This window comes from Streptomyces sp. NBRC 110611, assembly GCF_001590865.1.
In the GTDB taxonomy this organism is placed as follows: Bacteria; Actinomycetota; Actinomycetes; order Streptomycetales; family Streptomycetaceae; genus Streptomyces.
Genome location: NZ_BBUY01000002.1, coordinates 722,286 through 742,632 on the forward strand (window position 1 = coordinate 722,286; position 20,347 = coordinate 742,632).

General features: G+C 73.8%; 18 protein-coding genes and 1 pseudogene. 11 read left to right on the forward strand and 8 right to left on the reverse strand.

Features of this window, described 5'->3' with window-relative positions; all coding sequences use genetic code 11:
- Nucleotides 1–97: 97 nt before the first annotated feature.
- Nucleotides 98–1,750, reverse strand: coding sequence for an FAD-binding dehydrogenase (locus AZE13_RS07705; RefSeq protein WP_066928271.1), 1,653 nt, complete (start codon nt 1,748–1,750; stop codon nt 98–100).
- A 214-nt stretch (nt 1,751–1,964) separates the two neighbouring features.
- Here AZE13_RS07705 and AZE13_RS07710 point away from each other — a divergent pair, with 214 nt between their 5' ends.
- The 5 genes from AZE13_RS07710 (at nt 1,965) to AZE13_RS07730 (ending at nt 6,907) form a co-directional block, all read left to right on the forward strand.
- Nucleotides 1,965–2,861 (forward strand): DMT family transporter, encoded by an 897-nt coding sequence (locus AZE13_RS07710; protein ID WP_066928273.1) that lies wholly within the window; start codon nt 1,965–1,967, stop codon nt 2,859–2,861.
- The gene (locus AZE13_RS07715; RefSeq protein WP_066928274.1) at nt 2,858–3,391 is read left to right on the forward strand and encodes an NUDIX hydrolase; all 534 of its coding nucleotides are present in this window, start codon (nt 2,858–2,860) and stop codon (nt 3,389–3,391) included. Before AZE13_RS07710 ends, AZE13_RS07715 begins: the two co-directional genes overlap by 4 nt.
- A gap of 120 nt (nt 3,392–3,511) precedes the next feature.
- Nucleotides 3,512–4,468: an MBL fold metallo-hydrolase gene (locus AZE13_RS07720; RefSeq protein ID WP_066928276.1), complete on the forward strand. Its 957-nt coding sequence runs from the start codon at nt 3,512–3,514 to the stop codon at nt 4,466–4,468.
- A gap of 193 nt (nt 4,469–4,661) precedes the next feature.
- Nucleotides 4,662–5,684 (forward strand): phosphotransferase family protein, encoded by a 1,023-nt coding sequence (locus AZE13_RS07725; protein WP_066928278.1) that lies wholly within the window; start codon nt 4,662–4,664, stop codon nt 5,682–5,684.
- A gap of 8 nt (nt 5,685–5,692) precedes the next feature.
- On the forward strand, nt 5,693–6,907 hold the full coding sequence (locus AZE13_RS07730; protein ID WP_066928280.1) for an acyl-CoA dehydrogenase family protein: 1,215 nt from the start codon (nt 5,693–5,695) through the stop codon (nt 6,905–6,907).
- A gap of 39 nt (nt 6,908–6,946) precedes the next feature.
- Here the strand turns inward: AZE13_RS07730 and AZE13_RS07735 are convergent, their stop codons facing one another.
- Together AZE13_RS07735 and AZE13_RS07740 are read right to left on the reverse strand one after the other, a co-directional pair.
- Complete coding sequence (locus AZE13_RS07735; RefSeq protein WP_079123782.1) at nt 6,947–7,582, reverse strand: TetR/AcrR family transcriptional regulator; 636 nt, start codon at nt 7,580–7,582, stop codon at nt 6,947–6,949.
- A gap of 84 nt (nt 7,583–7,666) precedes the next feature.
- A complete protein-coding gene (locus AZE13_RS07740; protein WP_066928281.1) occupies nt 7,667–8,440 on the reverse strand; it encodes an SDR family oxidoreductase in 774 nt (257 codons plus the stop codon).
- A 228-nt stretch (nt 8,441–8,668) separates the two neighbouring features.
- Between AZE13_RS07740 and AZE13_RS07745 the strand changes: the two genes are divergently transcribed.
- From AZE13_RS07745 to AZE13_RS07760, 4 genes are all read left to right on the forward strand, one after another.
- Nucleotides 8,669–9,955, forward strand: coding sequence for an exo-beta-N-acetylmuramidase NamZ domain-containing protein (locus tag AZE13_RS07745; RefSeq protein WP_066928284.1), 1,287 nt, complete (start codon nt 8,669–8,671; stop codon nt 9,953–9,955).
- A gap of 197 nt (nt 9,956–10,152) precedes the next feature.
- Entirely contained in the window at nt 10,153–11,502 is a 1,350-nt protein-coding gene (locus AZE13_RS07750) for an MFS transporter (RefSeq protein ID WP_398780118.1), read from the forward strand.
- A gap of 167 nt (nt 11,503–11,669) precedes the next feature.
- On the forward strand, nt 11,670–12,305 hold the full coding sequence (locus AZE13_RS07755; protein WP_066928286.1) for a hypothetical protein: 636 nt from the start codon (nt 11,670–11,672) through the stop codon (nt 12,303–12,305).
- Between the two features lie 139 nt (nt 12,306–12,444).
- Nucleotides 12,445–13,887, forward strand: a complete 1,443-nt coding sequence (locus AZE13_RS07760) for an amidase (protein WP_066928288.1) — start codon at nt 12,445–12,447, stop codon at nt 13,885–13,887.
- A 21-nt stretch (nt 13,888–13,908) separates the two neighbouring features.
- Here the strand turns inward: AZE13_RS07760 and soxR are convergent, their stop codons facing one another.
- Nucleotides 13,909–14,466, reverse strand: coding sequence for a redox-sensitive transcriptional activator SoxR (gene soxR, locus AZE13_RS07765; RefSeq protein WP_066928290.1), 558 nt, complete (start codon nt 14,464–14,466; stop codon nt 13,909–13,911).
- Between the two features lie 128 nt (nt 14,467–14,594).
- Between soxR and AZE13_RS07770 the strand changes: the two genes are divergently transcribed.
- A complete protein-coding gene (locus AZE13_RS07770; protein WP_066928292.1) occupies nt 14,595–15,056 on the forward strand; it encodes a MaoC family dehydratase in 462 nt (153 codons plus the stop codon).
- Here AZE13_RS07770 and AZE13_RS07775 read toward each other — a convergent pair.
- Nucleotides 15,037–15,687: a TetR/AcrR family transcriptional regulator gene (locus AZE13_RS07775; RefSeq protein WP_066928294.1), complete on the reverse strand. Its 651-nt coding sequence runs from the start codon at nt 15,685–15,687 to the stop codon at nt 15,037–15,039. The genes AZE13_RS07770 and AZE13_RS07775 overlap by 20 nt on opposite strands.
- Nucleotides 15,688–15,842: 155 nt before the next feature.
- On the opposite strand from AZE13_RS07775, the gene AZE13_RS07780 reads away from it, so the two are divergent.
- The gene (locus AZE13_RS07780) at nt 15,843–16,490 is read left to right on the forward strand and encodes a TetR/AcrR family transcriptional regulator (protein ID WP_066928296.1); all 648 of its coding nucleotides are present in this window, start codon (nt 15,843–15,845) and stop codon (nt 16,488–16,490) included.
- Between the two features lie 117 nt (nt 16,491–16,607).
- Here AZE13_RS07780 and AZE13_RS07785 read toward each other — a convergent pair whose 3' ends face one another.
- From AZE13_RS07785 to AZE13_RS07795, 3 genes and pseudogenes are all read right to left on the reverse strand, one after another.
- A complete protein-coding gene (locus AZE13_RS07785; protein ID WP_066928297.1) occupies nt 16,608–17,474 on the reverse strand; it encodes an AraC family transcriptional regulator in 867 nt (288 codons plus the stop codon).
- Between the two features lie 155 nt (nt 17,475–17,629).
- A pseudogene (locus AZE13_RS07790) lies at nt 17,630–18,731 on the reverse strand (Zn-dependent alcohol dehydrogenase).
- A gap of 82 nt (nt 18,732–18,813) precedes the next feature.
- Nucleotides 18,814–20,232: an aldehyde dehydrogenase family protein gene (locus AZE13_RS07795; protein ID WP_066928298.1), complete on the reverse strand. Its 1,419-nt coding sequence runs from the start codon at nt 20,230–20,232 to the stop codon at nt 18,814–18,816.
- Nucleotides 20,233–20,347: the final 115 nt, after the last annotated feature.

The following is a 20,347-nucleotide window of genomic DNA, read 5'->3' on the forward strand; positions in this document are numbered from 1 at the left end:
CCAGTCCGGAGGAGCGGACCCGCACCCGACCCACCCACGCCCGCCGCAGGCGCACGGCGAGAAACACCCACGGCGGGAGAGCCGACAACGTGGGAAGTCAGCCAAGCGCCGCGGAACAGCGACCGGCCGTCCGCCCCGAGAACAAGCAGCCCCCCAGGAACGTGCCCTCCAGCGACCGGTAGCCGTGTACGCCGCCGCCGCCGAATCCGGCCGCCTCGCCCGCCGCGTAGACGCCGGGCAGGGGCTCGCCGTCCTCGGTGAGCACCCGGGAGGAGAGGTCGGTCTGCAGGCCGCCGAGTGTCTTGCGGGTGAGGATGCTGAGCCGTACGGCGATCAGCGGGCCGGCTCCGGGGTCGAGCAGGCGGTGCGGGGCGGCGGTGCGGATGAGCCGGTCGCCGAGGTAGCTGCGGGCCCCGCGGACGGCGGTGAGCTGGAGGTCCTTGGTGAAGGGGTGGGTGATCTCGCGGTCGCGTGCCTCGATCTCGTCGCGCAGCGCGGCCTCGTCGATCAGCGGCTCCGTGGTGAGCGCGTTCATCCGCCGTACGAGTGCGGTCAGCGAACGTTCGACGACGAAGTCCGCGCCGTGGTCCAGGAACGCCTGTACCGGGCCGGGGGTGCCCGCGCAGGCCCGGCCGAGTACCTGGCGGATGCTCTTGCCGGTGAGGTCGGGGTTCTGCTCGGAGCCGGAGAGGGTGAACTCCTTCTCGATGATCTTCCGGGTGAGGACGAACCAGGTGTGGTCGTGGCCGGTCTTCATGATGTGTTCGAGGGTGCCGAGGGTGTCGAAGCCGGGGAAGAGCGGGACGGGCAGCCGCCGGCCGTGGGCGTCGAGCCACAGGGGGGAGGGCCCGGAGAGGATCCGGATGCCGTGCAGCGGCCAGATCGGGTTCCAGTTGTCGATGCCCTCGGTGTAGTGCCACATCCGGTCGCGGTTGATGATCCGGCCGCCGGCCGCCTCGGTGACGCCCAGCATCTCGCCGTCGACGTGTGCCGGCACGCCGGACAGCATCCGCCGGGGGGGCTTGCCCAGCCGTGCGGGCCAGCAGGCGCGGACCAGTTCGTGGTTGCCGCCGATGCCGCCGGAGGTGACGATCACGGCCGGTGCCCGCAGTTCGAAGGCGCCGGTCACCTCGCGACTGCTGGGTTTGCCGCGGGCGACGTCGGAGGGCCGGAGGATCTCGCCGGTGACCGTGTCCACCTGGCCGGCGCTGCGGGACAGCCCGGTGACGCGGTGCCGGAACCGCAGCTGGACCAGGCCGCGGTCCGCGCCCGCCCGCACCCGGCGCTCGAACGGTGCGACCAGGCCGGGCCCGGTGCCCCAGGTGATGTGGAAGCGGGGGACGGAGTTGCCGTGCCCGGTCGCGTCGTAGCCGCCGCGTTCGGCCCAGCCGACGACGGGGAAGAACCGTACGCCCTGCCGGTGCAGCCAGGCGCGTTTCTCCCCGGCCGCGAAGTCGACGTACGCCTCGGCCCACTTGCGCGGCCAGTGGTCCTCGGGCCGGTCGAAGCCGGCCGTGCCGAGCCAGTCCTGCCAGGCCAGGGCGTGGCTGTCGCGGATGCGGAGTCGGCGCTGCTCGGGTGAGCCGACGAGGAAGAGGCCGCCGAAGGACCAGTGCGCCTGCCCGCCGAGGGACTGCTCGGGCTCCTGGTCGAGCAGGATCACCCGGCGGCCGGCGTCCACCAGCTCCGCGGTGGCGGCCAGGCCCGCGAGCCCCGCTCCGATCACGATCACATCAGCGTCGTACGCCATTCGGCCTCTCCTCACCGGGGCGGGCCGGTGCGCACCGGCCACCGTGGTGCACGATCCTCAGCGCACCCGACTGCCGCGTCAACCATCCGATCACCGCGCAGTCCGCCGGGCCGCGCGGGAGAATGGTGGGTGACCGGGGCCGTCCCGCCGCCTGCCGCCGGACCGCCGTTCCCCGGCGCAGCCCCGCCCGCGCGCGATATACGAGGTGTGCGACGTGACGGTGATCCTGCTCGCCCTCGGCGCGGCCTGCTGTCTGGGACTCGGTTTCGTTCTCCAGCAGGCCGCCGCGCAGTACGCGCCGATGAAGGACTACCTGCACTTCCGGCTGCTGCTGGATCTGGTGCGGATGCCGCTGTGGCTGGCGGGGATCGGGCTGATGGTGGTGGGGATGGCGCTCGGCGCGGTGGCGCTGGGGATGGGCGACATCACTCTGGTGGAGCCGTTGCTGGCGACGAATCTGCTGTTCGCGATGGCTCTGTCGCGGCGGCTGACCCGGCAGCGGCTCGGCCGTACCGGGTGGGCCGGGCTGTGGCTGCTGGCGGGCGGGGTGACGGCCTTCATCGTGGCCGGGCGTCCGCGGGGCGGCAGCCGGAGCGCCGACCCGCTGTGGCAGTGGCTGATCATGGGGGTGGTACTGGCCCTCTCGCTGCTGCTGGCGGCCGTCGCCAAGCACGAGCTGGTCCATGTGAGCCTGGAGGCCTCGTTGCTGGGCGTCGCGGCGGGCCTGCTCTACGGTCTGCAGGACGCGCTGACCCGGATCAGCGCCGAGCGTTTCGGGCGGGGCGGCTGGCCGGTCCTCCTCGTCAGCTGGCAGCCGTACGCCATTCTGGTACTCGGGGTGCTGTCGCTGCTGTTCGTACAGAGCGCGTTCGAGTCGGCGCCGCTGCGGCTGTCGCTGCCCGCGCTGACCGCCGCCCAGCCGCTGGCCGGGATCGTCTGCGGGGTGGGCTTCCTCGGTGACCGGTTGCAGGTGACGCCCGGAGCGCTGGCCTGGGAGGCGGCCGGGATCGTGGCCATCGTCTCGGGCATCGTGCTGATCGGCACCCATCCGGCGATGCCGCCGGGAACGGGGCGCGCGGCTCCGGCTCCCGGTGGTTGTATGGCCCCATGACCGATCAACAGCCGCTCGACGCGGACGAGATACTCGACGTCGTCGACGAGAACGACGAGGTCGTGGGGCAGGCTCCGCGCGGCGAGACGTACGCCCGGCGGATGCGCACCCGCTGTGCCTTCGTGCTCGTCCGGGACGCCGAGGACCGGATTTTCGTGCACCGGCGCACCGCCCGCAAGCTGGTCTTCCCCTCGCACTACGACATGTTCGTGGGCGGGGTGGTCGGCGCCGGGGAGAGCTACGACCGGGCGGCACTGCGGGAGGCGGAGGAGGAGCTGGGTGTGCGGGGGCTGCGGCCGCCGGAGCCGCTGTTCAAGTTCCTCTACGAGACCGCCGAGCACTGCTGGTGGTCCGCGGTCTACCAGGTGCGCTGCACACTGCCGGTCGCCCCGCAGGAGACGGAGATCGAGTGGTACGCGTTCCTGACGGAGGAGGAGCTGATCCGGCGGCTGGACGGGTGGCCGTGGACACCGGACGGGCTGGCGGCGTACCGGGAGCTGCTGGCCCGGCGGGAGGCGGGGACGGTCTGACGGGACGGGGTGCGGTGCCAGGCGTCGCGAGGCAGGCGGGAGTTCGACGACAGGCTCTACGCTGGCGATGACGGTACGTCACACCCATACGGGTCATCACACGCCAGGGGGCGCCTCCACATGTGCGACACGACAGGACCGGCCGCGGCGGGGCAGGGCGCTCCGGGGCCGCTCCCCGAGCCGTACCTCGCCGAACTCGCCGCCGGGGTCCACGCCTTCATCCAGCCGGACGGCGGCTGGTGCCTGAACAACGCCGGGTTCGTCACCGACGGGGACGCCACCCTGGTCGTGGACACCGCCGCCACCGAGCGCCGGGCGCGGCTGCTGCGCCGCCGGATCGCGGAGAGCGGGGCGCCGGTGCCCCGCATGCTGGTCAACACCCACCACCACGGCGACCACACCTACGGCAACGGCGTCTTCACGCCCGAGGCCACGGTCATCGGGCACGCCGCCTGCCGCAGTGAACTGCTGGCCGCCGGGCACCAGCTGCACGCGGTGTGGCCGCAGGTGGAGTACGGCGACATCCGGCTCACCCCGCCGACCGTCACCTACCGCGAGGAGCTCACGCTCCATGTCGGCGGGACCGAGGTCCGGCTGATCCACCCGGGGGTGGCGCACACCACCGGCGACACCATCGTCTGGCTGCCGCGGCAGCGCGTGGTCTTCGCCGGGGATCTGGTCTTCCACGGCGGCACGCCGTTCTTCTTCATGGGCTCGCTGGCCGGCTCGCTGCGCGCCGTCCGGCTGCTGCGGTCCCTGGACGCGGCCGTGGTCGTCCCGGGGCACGGTCCGGTGGCCGGCCCCGAGGTGTACGACGGTGTCGAGCGCTATCTGGAGTTCGTCGGACGGCTGGCGGAGGAGGGCCGGGCGGCCGGGCGTACGCCGCTGGAGGCGGCCCAGGGGGCGGATCTCGGTCCGTTCGCGGAGCTGGCGGAGTCCGAGCGGCTGGTGGCGAATCTGCACCGGGCGTACGCGGAGCTGGCGGGTGCGGCGCCGGGTTCCCCGCTCGATGTGGTGGCCGGGTTCGGTGACATGACGGTGCTGAACGGCGGGGTGCCGGTGGCCTGTCACGCGTGAGCCCGCCGTGGCGGGTGGTGGCCGGAAGGTGCCGGTGCGGCGCCGCGTGACGCACTCCCCATGGGACGGCACTGGACGCCATACCGACTAGTCGGCATGATCGGGGCGACGACCGTCCGAGGCCCGGGCCGGCCGGTGAGCCGCCGTCCCGTGGACCGGCCGTGGGACCGTCCCATCCGTACGGAGGAGCGCGATGAGCCAAGGCGACACCCCGGGACTCGACCCGGAGCCGCTCAGGGAGTATCTGGACCGGGAGCGGCCGGGGCTGGTGCGCGGACCGCTGCGCGGCGAGCTGATCGAGGGCGGCCGGTCCAACCTCACCTACCGGATCACCGACGGCGTCTCCCGCTGGGTCCTGCGCCGCCCGCCGCTCGGCCACGTCCTGGCGACCGCACACGACATGCGGCGCGAGCACCGCGTGATCAGCGCGCTGCGCCCGACTCCGGTGCCGGTGCCCGGGGCGCTGCTGCTGTGCGAGGACGAGACGGTGATCGGTGCGCCGTTCTATGTGATGGAGCTGGTGGAGGGCGTGCCGTACCGGACGGCCGCCCAGCTCGCGCCGCTCGGCGCCGAGCGCACCCGCGCCGTGGTCCTCTCGCTGGTCGACACGCTCGTCGCCCTGCACGCGGTGGACCCGGAGGCGGCCGGGCTCGGCGGCTTCGGCCGGCCGGACGGTTTCCTGGCGCGCCAGCTGGGGCGCTGGGGAAAGCAGTTGGACGCGTCGAGGAGCCGTGAGCTGCCGGGGATCGACGCGCTGCACCGGGCGCTGGGCCGGGCGCTGCCGGCCTCCCCCGCGCCGGCCGTCGTGCACGGCGACTACCGTCTCGACAACGTCCTGGTCGGCGCCGATGACACCCTCACGGCCGTACTGGACTGGGAGATGTCCACGCTCGGCGATCCGCTGACGGACGTGGGCCTGCTGGCGATGTACAGCACGGACCTGGGGCTGGCGGACTCACCGGTCAGCACCACCTGCGGTGCGCCGGGCCACCCCTCCCCCGGCGAGCTGATCGAGCGGTACGCGACGCGCTCCGGCCGGGACACCTCGGCCATCGCCTGGTACACGGCGTTCGCCTGGTTCAAGCTCGCGGTGATCCTCGAAGGCATCCACTACCGCTTCACGCTCGGCCGGACCGTCGGCGCGGGCTTCGACCGGATCGGTGAGCTGGTGCCCGTCTTCATCGACCACGGACTGAGCACGCTCAAGGAAGGCTGAGGCATCCGATGGACTTCGCGTTCGACGCCCGTACGGAGGAGCTGCACGCACGGCTCACGGCGTTCATGGACGAGTATGTGTACCCGGCCGAGCGGACCGCGCAGGAGCAGCGGGCGGGGCTGGCCTCGCCGTGGGACACCCCGCCGGTGGTGGCGGAGCTCAAGGCCGAGGCCCGGCGGCGGGGCCTGTGGAACCTGTTCCTGCCGGGCACGGAGCACGGGGCCGGGCTGACCAATCTCCAGTACGCGCCGCTGGCCGAGCTCACCGGCCGCAGCCCGCAGTTGGCGCCCACCGCGCTGAACTGCGCGGCGCCGGACACCGGGAACATGGAGGTCCTGGCGCAGTTCGGGAGCGACGAGCAGCAGCAGCGGTGGCTCCGGCCGCTGCTGGCCGGTGAGATCCGGTCGGCGTTCGCGATGACCGAGCCCGAGGCGGCGTCGTCGGACGCGACGAACATCGAGACCCGCATCGAGCGGGACGGCGACTCGTACGTCATCAACGGGCGCAAGTGGTACATCTCGGGGGCGATGAACCCGCTCTGCCGGATCTTCGTCGTGATGGGGAAGACGGATCCGGACGGTGCCGACATCCGCCGCCAGCAGTCGATGGTGCTGGTGCCGCGCGACACCCCGGGTGTGACGGTCCGGCGCGCCATGCGGGTCTTCGGCTACGAGGACCACTGGCACGGCGGCCATGCCGAGGTGCTCTTCGAGGACGTCCGGGTGCCCGTGGGCCATCTGATCGGCGAGGAGGGCGGCGGCTTCGCCATCGCCCAGGCCCGGCTCGGCCCCGGCCGGATCCACCACTGCATGCGGCTGATCGGCATGGCGGAGCGGGCGATCGGGCTGATGTGCCGGCGGGCGGTGTCGCGTACCGCGTTCGGTAAGCCGCTGGCGCAGCAGGGCGTGGTCCAGGAGTGGATCGCGGACGCGCGGGTGGCGGTGGAGCAGCTGCGGCTGCTGGTGCTGAAGACGGCCTGGCTGATGGACACCGTCGGTAACAAGGGCGCGCACACCGAGATCCAGGCCATCAAGATCGCCACGCCGCGGACGGTCGTGGACATCCTCGACAAGGCGGTTCAGCTGCATGGCGCAGGCGGGGTGAGTCAGGACTTCCCGCTGGCCGAGCTGTGGGCCGCGGCGCGCACGCTGCGCCTGGCGGACGGGCCGGACGAGGTGCATCAGCGGTCGCTGGCCCGACGGGAGCTCGGGAAGTACCGGTAGGCCCTGCCGGTCCGGACGTACCCGGTAGGCCTGCCGGTCCTACGGCCGCAGCGCCCGCATCAGCAGGTCCGCCAGGTGGTCCGCCACCTGGCGCGGGCCGAGCGGTCCGTCCTCGCGGTACCACGTGCCGAGGTGGTGCACCGAGCCGAAGTGGTAGTCGACGACGAGGTCGGCGGGCACGGCGTCGGTGAACACGCCGGTGCGCTGCCCTTCCTCGATCAGGGCCCGGAAGCGCTCGTGGTAGCGCCGCCGTTCGGCGCGGACCTGTTTGTCCTTCTCCGCGCCGAGGTGGTGCATCGAGCGGAAGAAGATCTTGGTGTCGTCGAGGTTCTCGATGGTGGTGACGACGACGTCGGCGGCGGCGTCCCGCAGGCGCTGCTCCACCGGCGCGTCGGCGTCCGCGAAGTGGTCCAGCCGCTCCTGCTGGAGGCGCAGCACCCGGCCGTACACCTCGTGCAGCAGGTCGTCCTTGGAGCCGAAGTAGTGGTACAGGGCGCCCTTGGTGACGCCTGCCGCGTCGACGATCTCCTGGACGGAGGTGCGGTCGTAGCCCTGCTCGGCGAAGAGCCGGGTGGCGGTGGCCAGCAGCCGCCGGGCCACCGGCTTCGCGCCGCAGCGGCCGGTCGCGCCGCCGGTCGCGCCGCCGCTGCCGTCGCCGTCCTTCGTGCCGGCCATCGCCCTCACCTGTCCTTCGTCCTCACGTCGTGCGCGGTGGCGCAGCTCCCGTCCGAGGATCTTGCCATTCGTGGTCCGCGGACGTCACCGGGTGCCGCCCCCGTCCTGCTCCAGCTTGCGCTGGAGGTGGTTCATGCCGCCGAGCCAGCGGTCGGGGTCGGCGGCCCGCGCGGTGTAGTAGCCGGCGACCTCCGGGTGCGGCAGCACCAGGAAGCGGCCCTCGGCCATCGCCGTGAACAGCGCCTCGGCGACGTCCTCGGGCTCGATGGCCGTCGGGGCCAGGACGAGGTCCCCGGCGGCCCCGGTGGCGGCCAGCATGCCGGTGCGGACGCCCTGGGGGCAGATGGCGTGGACGTCGATGCCGCGGTGCCGGTAGGTGAGCGAGAGCCATTCGGCGAAGGCGTACGCACCGTGCTTGGTGACGCTGTACGGGGCCGCGTCGACCATGGTGAGCAGGCCCGCGGCGGAGACGGTGGAGACGAAGCGGCCACTGCCGCACGCCAGCCACTGCGGCAGCAGTGCGCGTGCCGCGCGGACGTGGGCCATGACGTTGACGTCCCAGGCCAGTGCCCAGTCGTCCTCGGGGGCTTCGGGCCCGCCGCCGGTGCCGACGCCGGCGTTGGCGCAGAAGATGTCGACGGTGCCGCCGAGCGCCGCCCGGGCGGCCGGGACGACGGTGGAGGCGTCGCCGGGGACGGCGACCGCGCCGATCTCCTCGGCGGTCCGCCGGGCCTTCCGCGCGTCCAGGTCGTTGACCGCGACCCGGGCGCCCTCGGCGGCGAACCGGCGGGCCAGGGCGGCGCCGATGCCGCCGCCCGCGCCGGTCACGACAACGGCCTTGTCCCGTACGGCTGCCACGCTGGGTCTCCCTCGGTCGCTGGATGCGGCTGACGGCAGACTAACCAGTCGGTATGTGGCCGCGAAAGGCTCCCGGAAGACTCGCGGAAGACTCTCCGCCACGCTCGGCCCGGCTCGCGCGGGGGACCCCCGTCGCCGCGCTGCGCGCCCTGTTCCCGGCCGCCGTCCGGCGCGTTAGCGTGCGCACGGCACGTACCCGAGGGATTCGGTGATCACGGAGGTGTGCGGATGGCGCTCTCGAGACGCGTCCTGCTGGGGCGGCTGGCGGCGGCCGGAGCGGCCGGGCCGGCCCTGACCGCGGCCGCGGGCCCCGCCGGGGCGGCATCCGCACCGGACGGCGGCCGGCGGGTGCGCACCGGCTTCGACCGGCTGGCCGCCGACGGCTACCGTCTCCTGGAGGGCCGCCGGGTCGGCGTCGTCACCAACCCCACCGGCGTGACGTCCGGGGACGGCCGGGGAATCCGGCACATCGTGGATGTGATGCACGCCGACGAGCGGGTGCGGCTGACCGCCGTCTTCGGCCCGGAGCACGGCTTCCGCGGCACCGCCCAGGCGGGCGACTCCGAGGGGCGCTACGACGACCCGGCCACCGGGCTGCCGGTGTACGACACCTACGACAAGAGCGGCCGGGAACTCGCCGGCATCTTCACCGACTCCGGTGTGGACACCGTCGTCTTCGACATCCAGGACGTCGGCGCGCGCTTCTACACCTATATCTGGACGCTGTACGACTGCATGGTGGCGGCGGTCCTCGCCGGCAAGCGGTTCGTGGTCCTCGACCGCCCCAATCCGGTCACCGGCCGCCGCGCTACCGGCCCCGTCCTGGACAAGGCGTACGCCTCGTTCGTCGGCCGGGAGCCGATCGCGCAGGCGCACGGCATGACGGTGGCCGAACTGGCCCTGCTGTTCAACGGGGAGTTCGTCCCCCGGGCCGCGGGGCGCCCGGCCGAGCTGGAGACCGTGCCGATGAGCGGCTGGCGGCGCGGCGACTTCCACGACGCGACGGGCCTGCCCTGGGTACCGCCGAGCCCCAACATGCCCACCCCGGACACCGCCCTGGTCTACTCCGGCACCTGCCTCTTCGAGGGCACCAACCTCTCCGAGGGGCGCGGCACCACCCGCCCCTTCGAACTCCTCGGTGCCGACGGCATCGACCGGCGCTGGGCCGCGGCCGCCAACGCGCTCGGCCTCCCCGGTGTGCACTTCAGAGAGGCCTACTTCGCGCCGACCTTCTCCAAGTTCCGGGGCCGGACCATCGGCGGCGTCCAGCTCCACGTCCACGACCGCGGGTCGTTCGACCCGGTCCGTACTGGTATCGGGCTCCTGGTCACCGCCCGGCGGGTCTGGCGCGGTTTCGCCTGGCTGCCGGGCCACCACATCGACCGGCTCACCGGCTCCGCGGCCGTCCGGACGATGATCGACGCCGGGGCCGGACCGGACGAGATCACCGGCGCCTGGCAGGAACGGCTGCGGGACTTCGGCGAGTTGCGGCGGCGGTATCTGCGCTACGTATAGGAGTACGCGGCGCGATACGCGGAGGGGTACGCGGCGCGATACGCGGAGGGGTACGCGGCGCGATACGCGGAGGGAAGCGCCCGCGCCACGCCCTGGGGCAGCGGGCGCCCCGGGCGTCCCGGCCGTCCGGCCGTCCCGGGGAGCGAGACAGATCGCTTCACCTCTTGACTGGCTCCGCCACCGGCCCGGAAAGTGCGCTGGTGAACAGTAGTGATGCGACAACAGCGCGGACAGCGGCGGCCGGTGGGCCGGCCGGGGGCGAGCGGGCCGACGGCGCCGGCGGGGGCGAGCGCCTGCGCCGGGTGGCGGTGGCCTCGTTCATCGGGACGGCCATCGAGTTCTACGACTTCTACATCTACGGGACCGCCGCCGCCCTCGTCCTGAACCATGCGTTCTTCCCGGCCCTCGACCCGGTGAACGCGACCCTCGCGTCCTTCTCCACGTACGCCGTGGCCTTCGTCGCCCGGCCGCTCGGGTCGGTGCTCTTCGGGCACTTCGGCGACCGGGTGGGCCGTAAGTCGGTGCTGGTCGTCTCCCTGTTGCTGATGGGGCTGTCGACGGCGCTGGTGGGGCTGCTGCCCGGGTACGGGACCTGGGGCCTGTGGGCGCCGCTGCTGCTGGTCGCGCTGCGGTTCCTCCAGGGCATCGGGCTGGGCGGGGAGTGGGGCGGGGCGGCACTGCTCGCGGTCGAGCACGCGCCGCGCGGGCGCCGGGGGCTGTACGCCGCCTTCCCGCAACTCGGCCCGTCCGTGGGGTTCTTCGCGGCGACCGGGGTGTTCTGGCTGCTGTCGTCCGTCCTCGACGACGCCGCGTTCCGGTCGTGGGGCTGGCGGGTGCCGTTCCTGCTGTCCTTCCTGCTGGTCGGCGTCGGGCTGTTCGTACGGCTGAAGATCAGTGAGACACCGGTGTTCGCGAGGGCGATGGCCGCCCGGGAGACCGGCCGGGTGCCCGCCGTCGACGTGCTGCGCCGCCACCCGCGGGAGCTGCTGCTGGGCGCGGGCGGCATGATCGTCGCGTACGGCCTGTTCTACACGGCCACCACCTACTGCCTCGCCTACACCACCGGCACCCTCGGCATCCCCCGCAGCACCATGCTGGGACTCTCCCTCGTGGCCTGCCTCTTCCTGGCGGCCGGCACCTGGCTCGCCGCCACCCGCTCCGACGGCGCCGGCCGCCGCCGGCTGATCCTGGCGGGCAGCGGCCTGGCGGCCCTCTGGGGGCCGGTGCTGTTCCCGCTGCTGGAGACCGGCCGTCCGGTGCTGATCGCGGTGGGCATGGGCGGTGCGCTGTTCTGCATGGGAGTGGTGTACGGCCCAATGGGCGCGTACCTGCCGGAACTGTTCGGCACGGCGGTGCGCTACTCGGGCGCCTCACTCGCGTACAACCTGGGCGGTGTGCTGGGCGGGGCGGTCGCCCCGCTGCTCGCCACCCGGCTGCAGTCGGCGTTCGGCTCGGCGTCGGTGGGCTGGTACGTCAGCGCCATGGCGGCCGTCTCGCTGGTGTGCGTCCTGGCGCTGCCGGAGACCCGGGAGCGCGAGCTGCTCTGACACCCCGGCGGTGCGGCCCGCCCCGAGTGTGGCTCGCAGCGGTGCGGCGGTGCCCCGGGCAGGAGGACGAGCGACGGCCAACCGCACGGATATTCGAGGGATCCGGGTCCCCCTCGGCTGCGTCCCATCCCCGTCCAGTCGGGTCCTCCCCATGGAGGTGGGATGAATTGGCCGGTTTCAGAGCCCTGGCAGAACAGGTCCGCGATCCACGACGCGTCACCCCGCGCCGTCGCACCGCCCTGCGCAAGTGCCTTGAACGCTTCGCCCCTTACGGCCACCGGGCGACCTGGCACCACCTGTGCACCCGGGCCGGTATCGCCGCCCAGGACCGCGACCCCGACCCGGAGCGGCTGATCGCCGCGCTCGACGAGCTCCAGGAGGCCCGTACCCTCTGGCTCGCGTACGAGGAGGAGTTCGCCGCACGGCGCCGCGCCGAGAAGCAGCACGGCATCCGGCAGCCGGGCGCGCTCGACGACTGGCACCGGCGGACCTGGGGCGGCTGCGACATCGTGCCGTGCGCGTCGCCGTACCGGTACCCGGCCGCCCGGCTCGCGGTGGTCCTGCACCGCATGATCGCGGCGATGGAGGCGGGGCGGCCGCGCCACGACTGCCCGGTGTGCGGCGGCACCCGCTTCACCTGGCCCGCCGGGACCACGGGCCACCCGTACCCCCGGGGCCACGACCCGGTGCCCGGCCCGGCCTGCCGGCAGTGCGGCGTACTGGCCCCGGTGTCGATCCTGACGCCCGAGACACTGCGGGCCGCCCACCGGGCCCGGGAATCGGGGGCGTTCGCGGCGGCGTGAGCGGCGGCGCCCGGCCGGTGCCGGAAAACGACCATCTGTGCGGCGCCATGGCCGTGGTACGGGTACCCTCCCCATGTCCCAGGGCATGGGGAGGCGCTCCCAGGCGCTCCCGGCGCACTCCCAGGAGAGGTGGACGTCCATGGCCGAACTGCACGATCTGACCGCGCTCGAGCAGGCCGAGGGGATCCGGACCGGCGAGCTCTCCCCCGTCGAGCTCACCGAGCACTACCTCGCACGGATCGACCGGCTCGACGGCACACTGGGCGCGTTCCTCACCCGTACCCCGCAGCTCGCCCGCGAGCAGGCCGCGGAGGCCGAGCGCGCGGCCGTGGCAGCCCGCCGCGAGGGGCGCGCCCTCCCGCCGCTGCACGGTGTCCCGGTCCCCGTGAAGGACCTCACCCCGGTCGCCGGGGTGCGCTGCACCATGGGCTCGCGGGCGCTGGCCGACCACGTACCGACCGTCGACGACCATGTGGCCGGCAGACTGCGGGCGGGCGGCACGATCCTGCTCGGCAAGACCAACACCCCCGAATTCGGGCTGCCCTGCTACACCGAGAACGGCCTCGCGCCGCCCGCCCGCACCCCCTGGGACCTGGCCCGTTCGGCGGGCGGCTCCAGCGGCGGGGCGGCCGCGGCGGTCGCCGCCGGGCTGGCGCCGGTGGCACACGCCAGCGACGGCGGCGGCTCCATCCGGATCCCGGCCTCGGTCTGCGGGCTGTACGGCATCAAGCCCAGCCGCGGCCGGGTCAGCGGCGGCCCGGTGCTGCACGACATCAGCGGGCTGGCGACCTCCGGCCCGCTGGCCCGTACGGTCGCCGACGCGGCCGCTCTGCTGGACGTCATGGCGGGCGCGATGCCCGGGGACCCGTATGCCGCGCCGCCGCTGCCGCCCGGCGAGACCTTCGCCTCGTACGCGCTGCGCGACCCCGGCCGGCTGCGGATCGCCTGCCTGACGGAGACGCCCGTACCGGGCGTACAGGTGCACCCGGACTGCCGCGCGGCCGTCACCGACACCGCGGCGCTGCTGACCGGACTCGGCCACGAGGTCGAGGAGTTGTCGCTGCCGGCGGACGACGCGCTGCTCATCGCCTTCACCCGGGTCTGGTCCGTGCTGGCCGCGATCCGTCCGGTGCCGCCCGGGGGCGAGGAGCTGCTGATGCCGCTCACCCGCTATCTGCGCGAGCGCGGCGCGGAGGTCTCCGGCACGGACTTCGCCCTGTCGATGTACGCCTTCCGTACGCTCACCCAGTCCCTGGCGGACGGGCTGATGGCGGCCGGCACCGGCTACGACGTGCTGCTCTCACCGACCCTGGCCGCGCCGCCGGCGGCGGTCGGCGGCCTGCGCAACGACGCCGATCCGCAGGCCGAGTTCGCGGCGATCGGCGCGTTCACGCCGTTCACCGCGGTCTCCAACGCCACCGGCCAGCCCGCGGTGAACGTCCCGTTGCAGTGGACCGCCGAGGGGCTGCCGATCGGGGTGATGCTGGCCGGCCGGTACGGCGACGAGGCGACGCTGATCGCCCTGTCCGCGCAGCTGGAACAGGCCCGCCCATGGGCGGCCCGCAAGCCGCCCGCCTGGTGAACCGACCGCCGCGGACCGGACCTAGGGCGTGTCCGACGGGTCCGCGGGGGCCCGCGACGGCGGGCATTCGGGGCGCTCCGGGCGCTCCGGGCACGACCGGCGCTCCGCCGCCTTCCCGGAGTGCCGGTCGACGCGCAGCCGGCGGGCGCCGGGCCCCTGTGCGCCGAGGTTGTCGTACGGGTTGGACAGCGCGCACCTCTCCAGCGACAGGCAGCCGCAGCCGATGCAGTCGGTCAGGTGGTCGCGCAGCTCGACGAGTTGGCTGATCCGCTCGTCGAGCTCGGAGCGCCAGGCCTCGGAGAGCCGGGCCCAGTCGGCGCGGTTGGGGGTGCGCTCGTCCGGCAGCTCCGCCAGGGCGTCGCGGATGACCGCCAGCGGGATCCCGACCCGCTGCGCCGCCCGGACGAAGGCGACCCGGCGCAGCGCGTCGCGGGTGTAGCGGCGCTGGTTGCCGGCGGTCCGGGTGCTGCTGATCAGCCCCTTGGACTCGTAGAAGTGCAGCGCGGACACCGCGGCGCCGCTGCGCGCGGAGAGCTGGCCGACGGAGAGCTCATGGACCTGGTACGGAAGCTGAGGCACCCTCCAACCCTAAACGGGTGCCCCGCTGCCCCGGCTCCGGGCCGTTTCCCGGGCGTTGACAGCGGGTGCCGGCACCCGCATGCTGAGCGGGCGCTCAGGTCGTGATCAGCCGAGGAGGCGGACGGAAGATGGCGGAGCCCCGGGTGTTCGGATCGCTGGACGAGCTGCGGTCCGCGGTGGGCGAGGAGCTGGGCCCCGGCGACTGGCTGGCGGTCGACCAGCGGCGGATCGACCTGTTCGCCGAGGCCACCGGCGATCACCAGTGGATCCATGTGGACCCGGAGCGGGCCGCCGCCGGGCCGTTCGGCACCACCATCGCCCACGGCTATCTGACGCTGTCGCTGCTGCCGTCGCTGGTACCGCGGCTGATGCGGGTCGAGAACGTCAAGATGGGGATCAACTACGGCACGAACAAGGTGCGTTTCCCCGCCACCGTCCCCGTCGGCTCCCGGCTGCGCGCCTCGGCCCGGATCGCGGAGGTGGCCGAGGTCCGGGACGGTGTACAGCTCACCATGGTGGTGACGGTCGAACGGGAGGGCGGCGAGAAGCCGGTGTGCGTGGCCGAGACGGTCAGCCGCTACTACCTGTAGCGGTAGCCGGCCGGGCGCCCACCATGCGCAGGACGAGGCCGGCGTAGAGCGTGCCGACCTCGTCGGGCGTACGCGGGCCGTCCGCCGAGAACCAGCGGGCCACGTCCACGCACAGGGACAGCACCGCGAGGGTGGTGCCCGGCACATCGTCGACCCGGAACTCCCCGCTGTCCGCGCCGTCCTGGATGATCTGCCGGAGCAGCCGGTCGGTCCGGCGGCGCAGCCCGGTGATCTCGGTGTAGTGCCCGGGGCTCAGCGCCTGGAGGTCGTACTGGATGACCCGGGCGGTGGTGTGGTGCTCGGCGTGCCAGCGGGCGAAGGTCCGTACGGCGTCCCGGAGCCGCTCGGTGGCGCTGCCCCCGGCCCCGGCGGCGGCGCCCATGATGCGCAGCGCCTTTTCGTGGCCGATACCGCTGATGCGGTAGAGCAGCTCCTCCTTGGTCCGGTAGTGGATGTAGAGGGCGGCCGGGCTCATTCCGGCGCGGCCGGCGATGTCGCGGGTGGTGGTGGCGTGGTAGCCGCGCTCGGCGAACGCCTGGACGGCGGCGGCGACCAGGCGCCGGGCGGCGTCCGGGGTGACCCCGGCCCACTCCTCGTGCTCCTCCGCAGCCTGCCGTGCCGCCGCAGCCATCGCGCACCCCGCTCCTCGATCCGCCAGGGACGTTCCTCTGACGGATCGAACACCATACCGGGCCACTGAGCAACCGCTTAGGGCCTGCCCTCCGGCGGTCCGGGGGCGTGACCGTCACCGCTGGTTTGCGGCGTACGGGCTCTACCATGTGGGGCATGGGCCGTCCCCGCAAGCCGCTCCTGAGCCGCGCGCGCATCGTCTCCACGGCGCTGGAGCTGATCGACGCCGAGGGGCTGCCGGCGCTCTCCACCCGGCGGCTGGCGGCGGAGCTGGGCGTCAGCGGCCCGTCCCTCTACAACCACTTCGCGACCAAGAACGAGCTCCTCGACGCGGTCGCCGACACGGTCATCGCCGGCGTCGACGTGTCGGCGTTCGGGACGGGCGCGGACTGGCGCACCGGACTGCTGGCCTGGGCCCGTTCGTACCGCGCGGCGCTCGCCGCCCATCCGCACATCGTGCCGTTCCTCGCCCGGGGCCCCGGCCGCCGCCCCGCCGGTCTGAAGATGGCCGACGCGGCCTTCGGCGGGATGGTCGAGGCGGGCTGGCCGCCGGCGCAGGCCACCCGGATCTGTGCGGCGGTCCGGTACTTCGTGGCGGGCTCCGCGCTGGCCTCGTTCGCCCGCGGCTTCGTGGACGACCCGGACGCCTACGACCCCGCCGACTACCCGCACCTGGGCCAGGCGCATCTGCTCGCCGAGCACCAACGCCAGGTGGACGAGGGCGCGTTCGAGACCGGCCTGCGGGCGCTGGTGGACGGCCTGGCCCTGCACCGCCCGGCGCGCGTACCGCCGGCCGACGGCTGACGGGACGGCCGACGGCTGACGGGACGGCCGACGGCTGACGGGCCGGGGGCGCCTTCCGCACCCCCGGCCCGTTCGCTCACGGTCCGCGGACCACCGGCCCGCGGACCTGCCGCCCGCTCAGCCCGTGGTCCGCTCCACGGGGATCCACAGCTGGGCGTCCGCCTCCTTGCCGTCCGCCGACGGCCGGGTCCACAGCAGCTCCGGCCCCGGCCTGCTGACGTACGGGTTCGACGGGAACCACTGGGTGAAGATGTCCCGCCACAGGAACTGCAGCGCCTGCGGATACGGGCCGGAGTTCTCGAAGACGGCCCAGGTGCCCGCGGGGACGGTGAGGGCGTCGAGGTCCTCGGGCGCGTCGGCGCCGGTCACCGCCGCGTGGTAGTACTCGAGTTCGGTGCCCTCGTCACGGCTGTCGGACAGGGGCACGACCACCGAGATGATCCCCGCCGGATCCTGGTCGGACAGGGCGGCGATGCGCTGTATGGTCTCCTGCCCGATGCCGCGGATGTGCTCGGCGATATACGGGTTCGCCCCCTCGTAGATGAGCGGGACGCGGGCCTTCTTGCCGACGACCCGGAACTCGTCCTTCTCCACGACCCGGTACTGCATGGTGCTGCTCCCTTCGACGGTGAGGCGGAAGGACATCCGGGGCTGGGACCGCAGAGCCGCACCGGACCGCCGGGCCTCGCCGGGCCCGACGCCGTGCAGGGCGCGGAACGCCCGCGCGAACGCCTCCCCCGAGCCGTAGCCGTACCGCATCGCGATCTCCAGGAGCGTCCGCTCCCCGGCGAGCACCTCGGCACCCGCGAGGGTCAGCCGCCGACGGCGGATGTACTCCGACAGCGGCATGCCCGCCAGCGCGGAGAACAGCCGCCGGAAGTGGTACTCCGATGTCGCCGCGATCCGGGCCAGGTCGCCCGCCTCGATCCGCTGGTCGAGGCGGGCCTCGATGTGCTCCATGGCCTGGTTCAGCCGGTCCAGCACCCCGGTCTCCTTCCTTTGACGTCACTCACGCTAGGAAGGAACACCCCTCCCGGACCCGACATTCTGTGCCCGGTTCGGTCGGGTGCCACGACCGCCCGACGGGTCCGGCGCCCGGACAGGCCCTGCGGGCGGACGACGGAACTCCCGACACAGGTCTAGAAGACCACCAGTGCCCGGCCGCCCCGGCCGGCCAGCATGGCGTCGAAGGCGGCCGGGATGTCGTCGAGGCCGATCCGGTCCGTGACGAGGCCGGCGTAGGTCGAGGGCGCCGGAGCGGACATGGCCGGCGATGACCGGGAGGTCGCGGGCCGGGTCGCTGTTGCCGTAGACGCAGCCGGAGAGGGTCCGCCCGAAGTAGAAGAGCTCAAGAGCGGAGAAGGACACCCGCTGGTCCTGGCCGCCGATGCCGACGACCGTCGTACGGCCGCCGCGGCGGGTGGCCGACCAGGCCGTACGGATGGTCTCGGCGCGCCCCACGCACTCGATGGCGACATCGGCGCCGACTCCTCCGGTGAGCGCGCGGATCCGCTTGGCGCCGTCCTTCTCGAAGAACGCCGCACCGTCGGCCACGACGAAGTCGGTGGCGCCGGCGGCGCGGGCCAGCTCCTCCTTCGCCGGGGAGGCGTCCACGGCCACGATCGGGCCCGCCCCGGCGATCCGGGCGGCCTGCAGCGTCGCCAGGCCCACCCCGCCGGCCCCGAGGACCACCACCGACTCCCCCGCGCGCACCCGGGCACTGTGGTGCACGGCGCCCCAGCCGGTGAGCACCGCGCAGCCCAGCAGGGCGGCGTCGGCGAGCGGCATCCCGGGCGGCAGCGGCAGCGCGGCCGACGCGGGCACGACGGTCTCCGCCGCGAAGGCGGCGGTGCCCAGCCCCGGGTAGAGCTCGGTGCCGCCGTCGGCGGTCCGGGCGTAGGGGGCGTTCGCGGCGCGGCCGGAGCCGGCGCACAGCCAGGGCTCGGCGAGCCCGCAGAAGTGGCAGGCGCCGCAGGAGGGCGCCCAGTTGAGGACGACCGGATCGCCGGGGGCCACGGTGGTCACCCCCGGGCCGACCTCGGTGACGGTCCCCGCGCCCTCGTGCCCGAGGACGGCCGGGACGGGCTGCCGCAGGGTGCCGTTGGACAGCGAGAGGTCGGAGTGGCAGACCCCGGCGGCGGCGAGCCCGATCCGGACCTGGCCGGGGCCGGGTGCCGGCAGATCGATCTCGGTGACCTGGAGCGGGGCATTGACGGCGGGCAGTACGGCGGCGCGGACCACGGCGTCTCCTCGGGACTTCGGGGCGGGGCAGGGCGCGCGACGGAGAGGCCGGATATGTCCCCCTCCCCGCCGCGCGGCCGGATCAGAACTGGAGCGACTTGGTCTGGAGGTACTCGGCCAGGCCGTGCACACCCAGCTCGCGGCCCACCCCCGACTGCTTGTGACCGCCGAACGGGGCGAGGATGTTGAAGCGCCCGCCGTTGATGTCGACCTGGCCGGTGTGCAGACGGCGCGCGAAGGCCACCGCCGTCCCCTCGTCCGCCGCCCAGACGGCGCCGGCCAGCCCGTAGTCGGTGCCGTTGGCGATCTCCAGTGCCTCCTCCTCGCTCTCGTACCTGAGGAGGGTCACGACCGGCCCGAAGATCTCCTCCTGGGCGATGGTCATGTCCGGGGTGACGTCGGCGAAGACGGTGGGACGTACGTAGTAGCCGGTCGGCAGGCCCTCGGGGGCGTCCGGGCCGCCCGCCACCAGCCGCGCGCCCTCGTCCAGCCCGCTCCGGATGTAGCCGAGGACGCGGTCCCGCTGCCTGGCGTTGACCACCGGGCCGAGCCCGCTCTTCTCGTCCTCCGGGTCGCCGGGCAGATAGCGGGCCGCCTCCTGGGCGGCGAGCTCGACGGCCTCCTCGTACTGGTCGGCGTGGACGAGCATCCGGGACAGGGTGTTGCACGACTGACCGGAATTGCGTATGACATCGGCCAGATTGATACGGACCGCCTGGGCCAGGTCGGCGCCCGGCAGGATCACATTGGCGGACTTGCCGCCCAGTTCGAGGGCGACCCGCTTGACGCCGCCGCCGGCGATCGCGCCGATCTTCCTGCCGACGGCGGTCGAGCCGGTGAAGGAGACCAGATCCACGTCCAGGTGCTCGGCCAGCGCCTGCCCGGCGACCGTCCCGAGACCGGTGACGAGGTTGAACACCCCGGCCGGCACCCCGGCCGCCGCCACGCACTCGGCGAAGAGCCGGGCGGTCAGCGGGGTGTCCTCGGCGGGCTTGAGCACGACGGTGCAGCCCGCGGCGAGCGCCGGGGCGACCTTGTTGGTGATCTGGTGGAGCGGGTAGTTCCAGGGCGTGATCGCGCCGACGACACCGACCGGCTCGTGGTAGACGGTGGAGTTGCCGATCCGCTCCTCGAAGGAGTGGCCGGCGGCGAGTTCGGCGTAGGAGCCGGTGACCGCGACCGGCACCGCGGCCTGCACCCGGCGGCTGAAGGCCAGGGTGCAGCCCAGCTCGGCGGTGATGGTCCGGGCGATCTCCTCGCTGCGGGCGGCGAGTTGGTCGCGCAGCGCGGTCAGCCGGGCCGCGCGCTCGGCGGGCGCGGTGGCCGCCCATCCGGGCAGGGCCGCGCGGGCGGCGCGTACGGCGGCGTCCACGTCCTGTTCCGTACCGGCCGGGACGGTGCCGATGACCTGCTCGTCGGCCGGGTTGACCACGTCGATCGTGCCGGTGCCGGCGGAGGGCCGCCAGTCGCCGTCGATGTACAGCCCCTCGTGATACTTCACGTCTTCCTCCCACGGTCCGCTGCGCTTGGCTGGCTTCCCACGTTGTCGTCTGCGGCACCGTACCCTCCGCTGTGCTTGGCTGACCTCCCACGTTGTTGGCTTTCCCGCCGTGGCG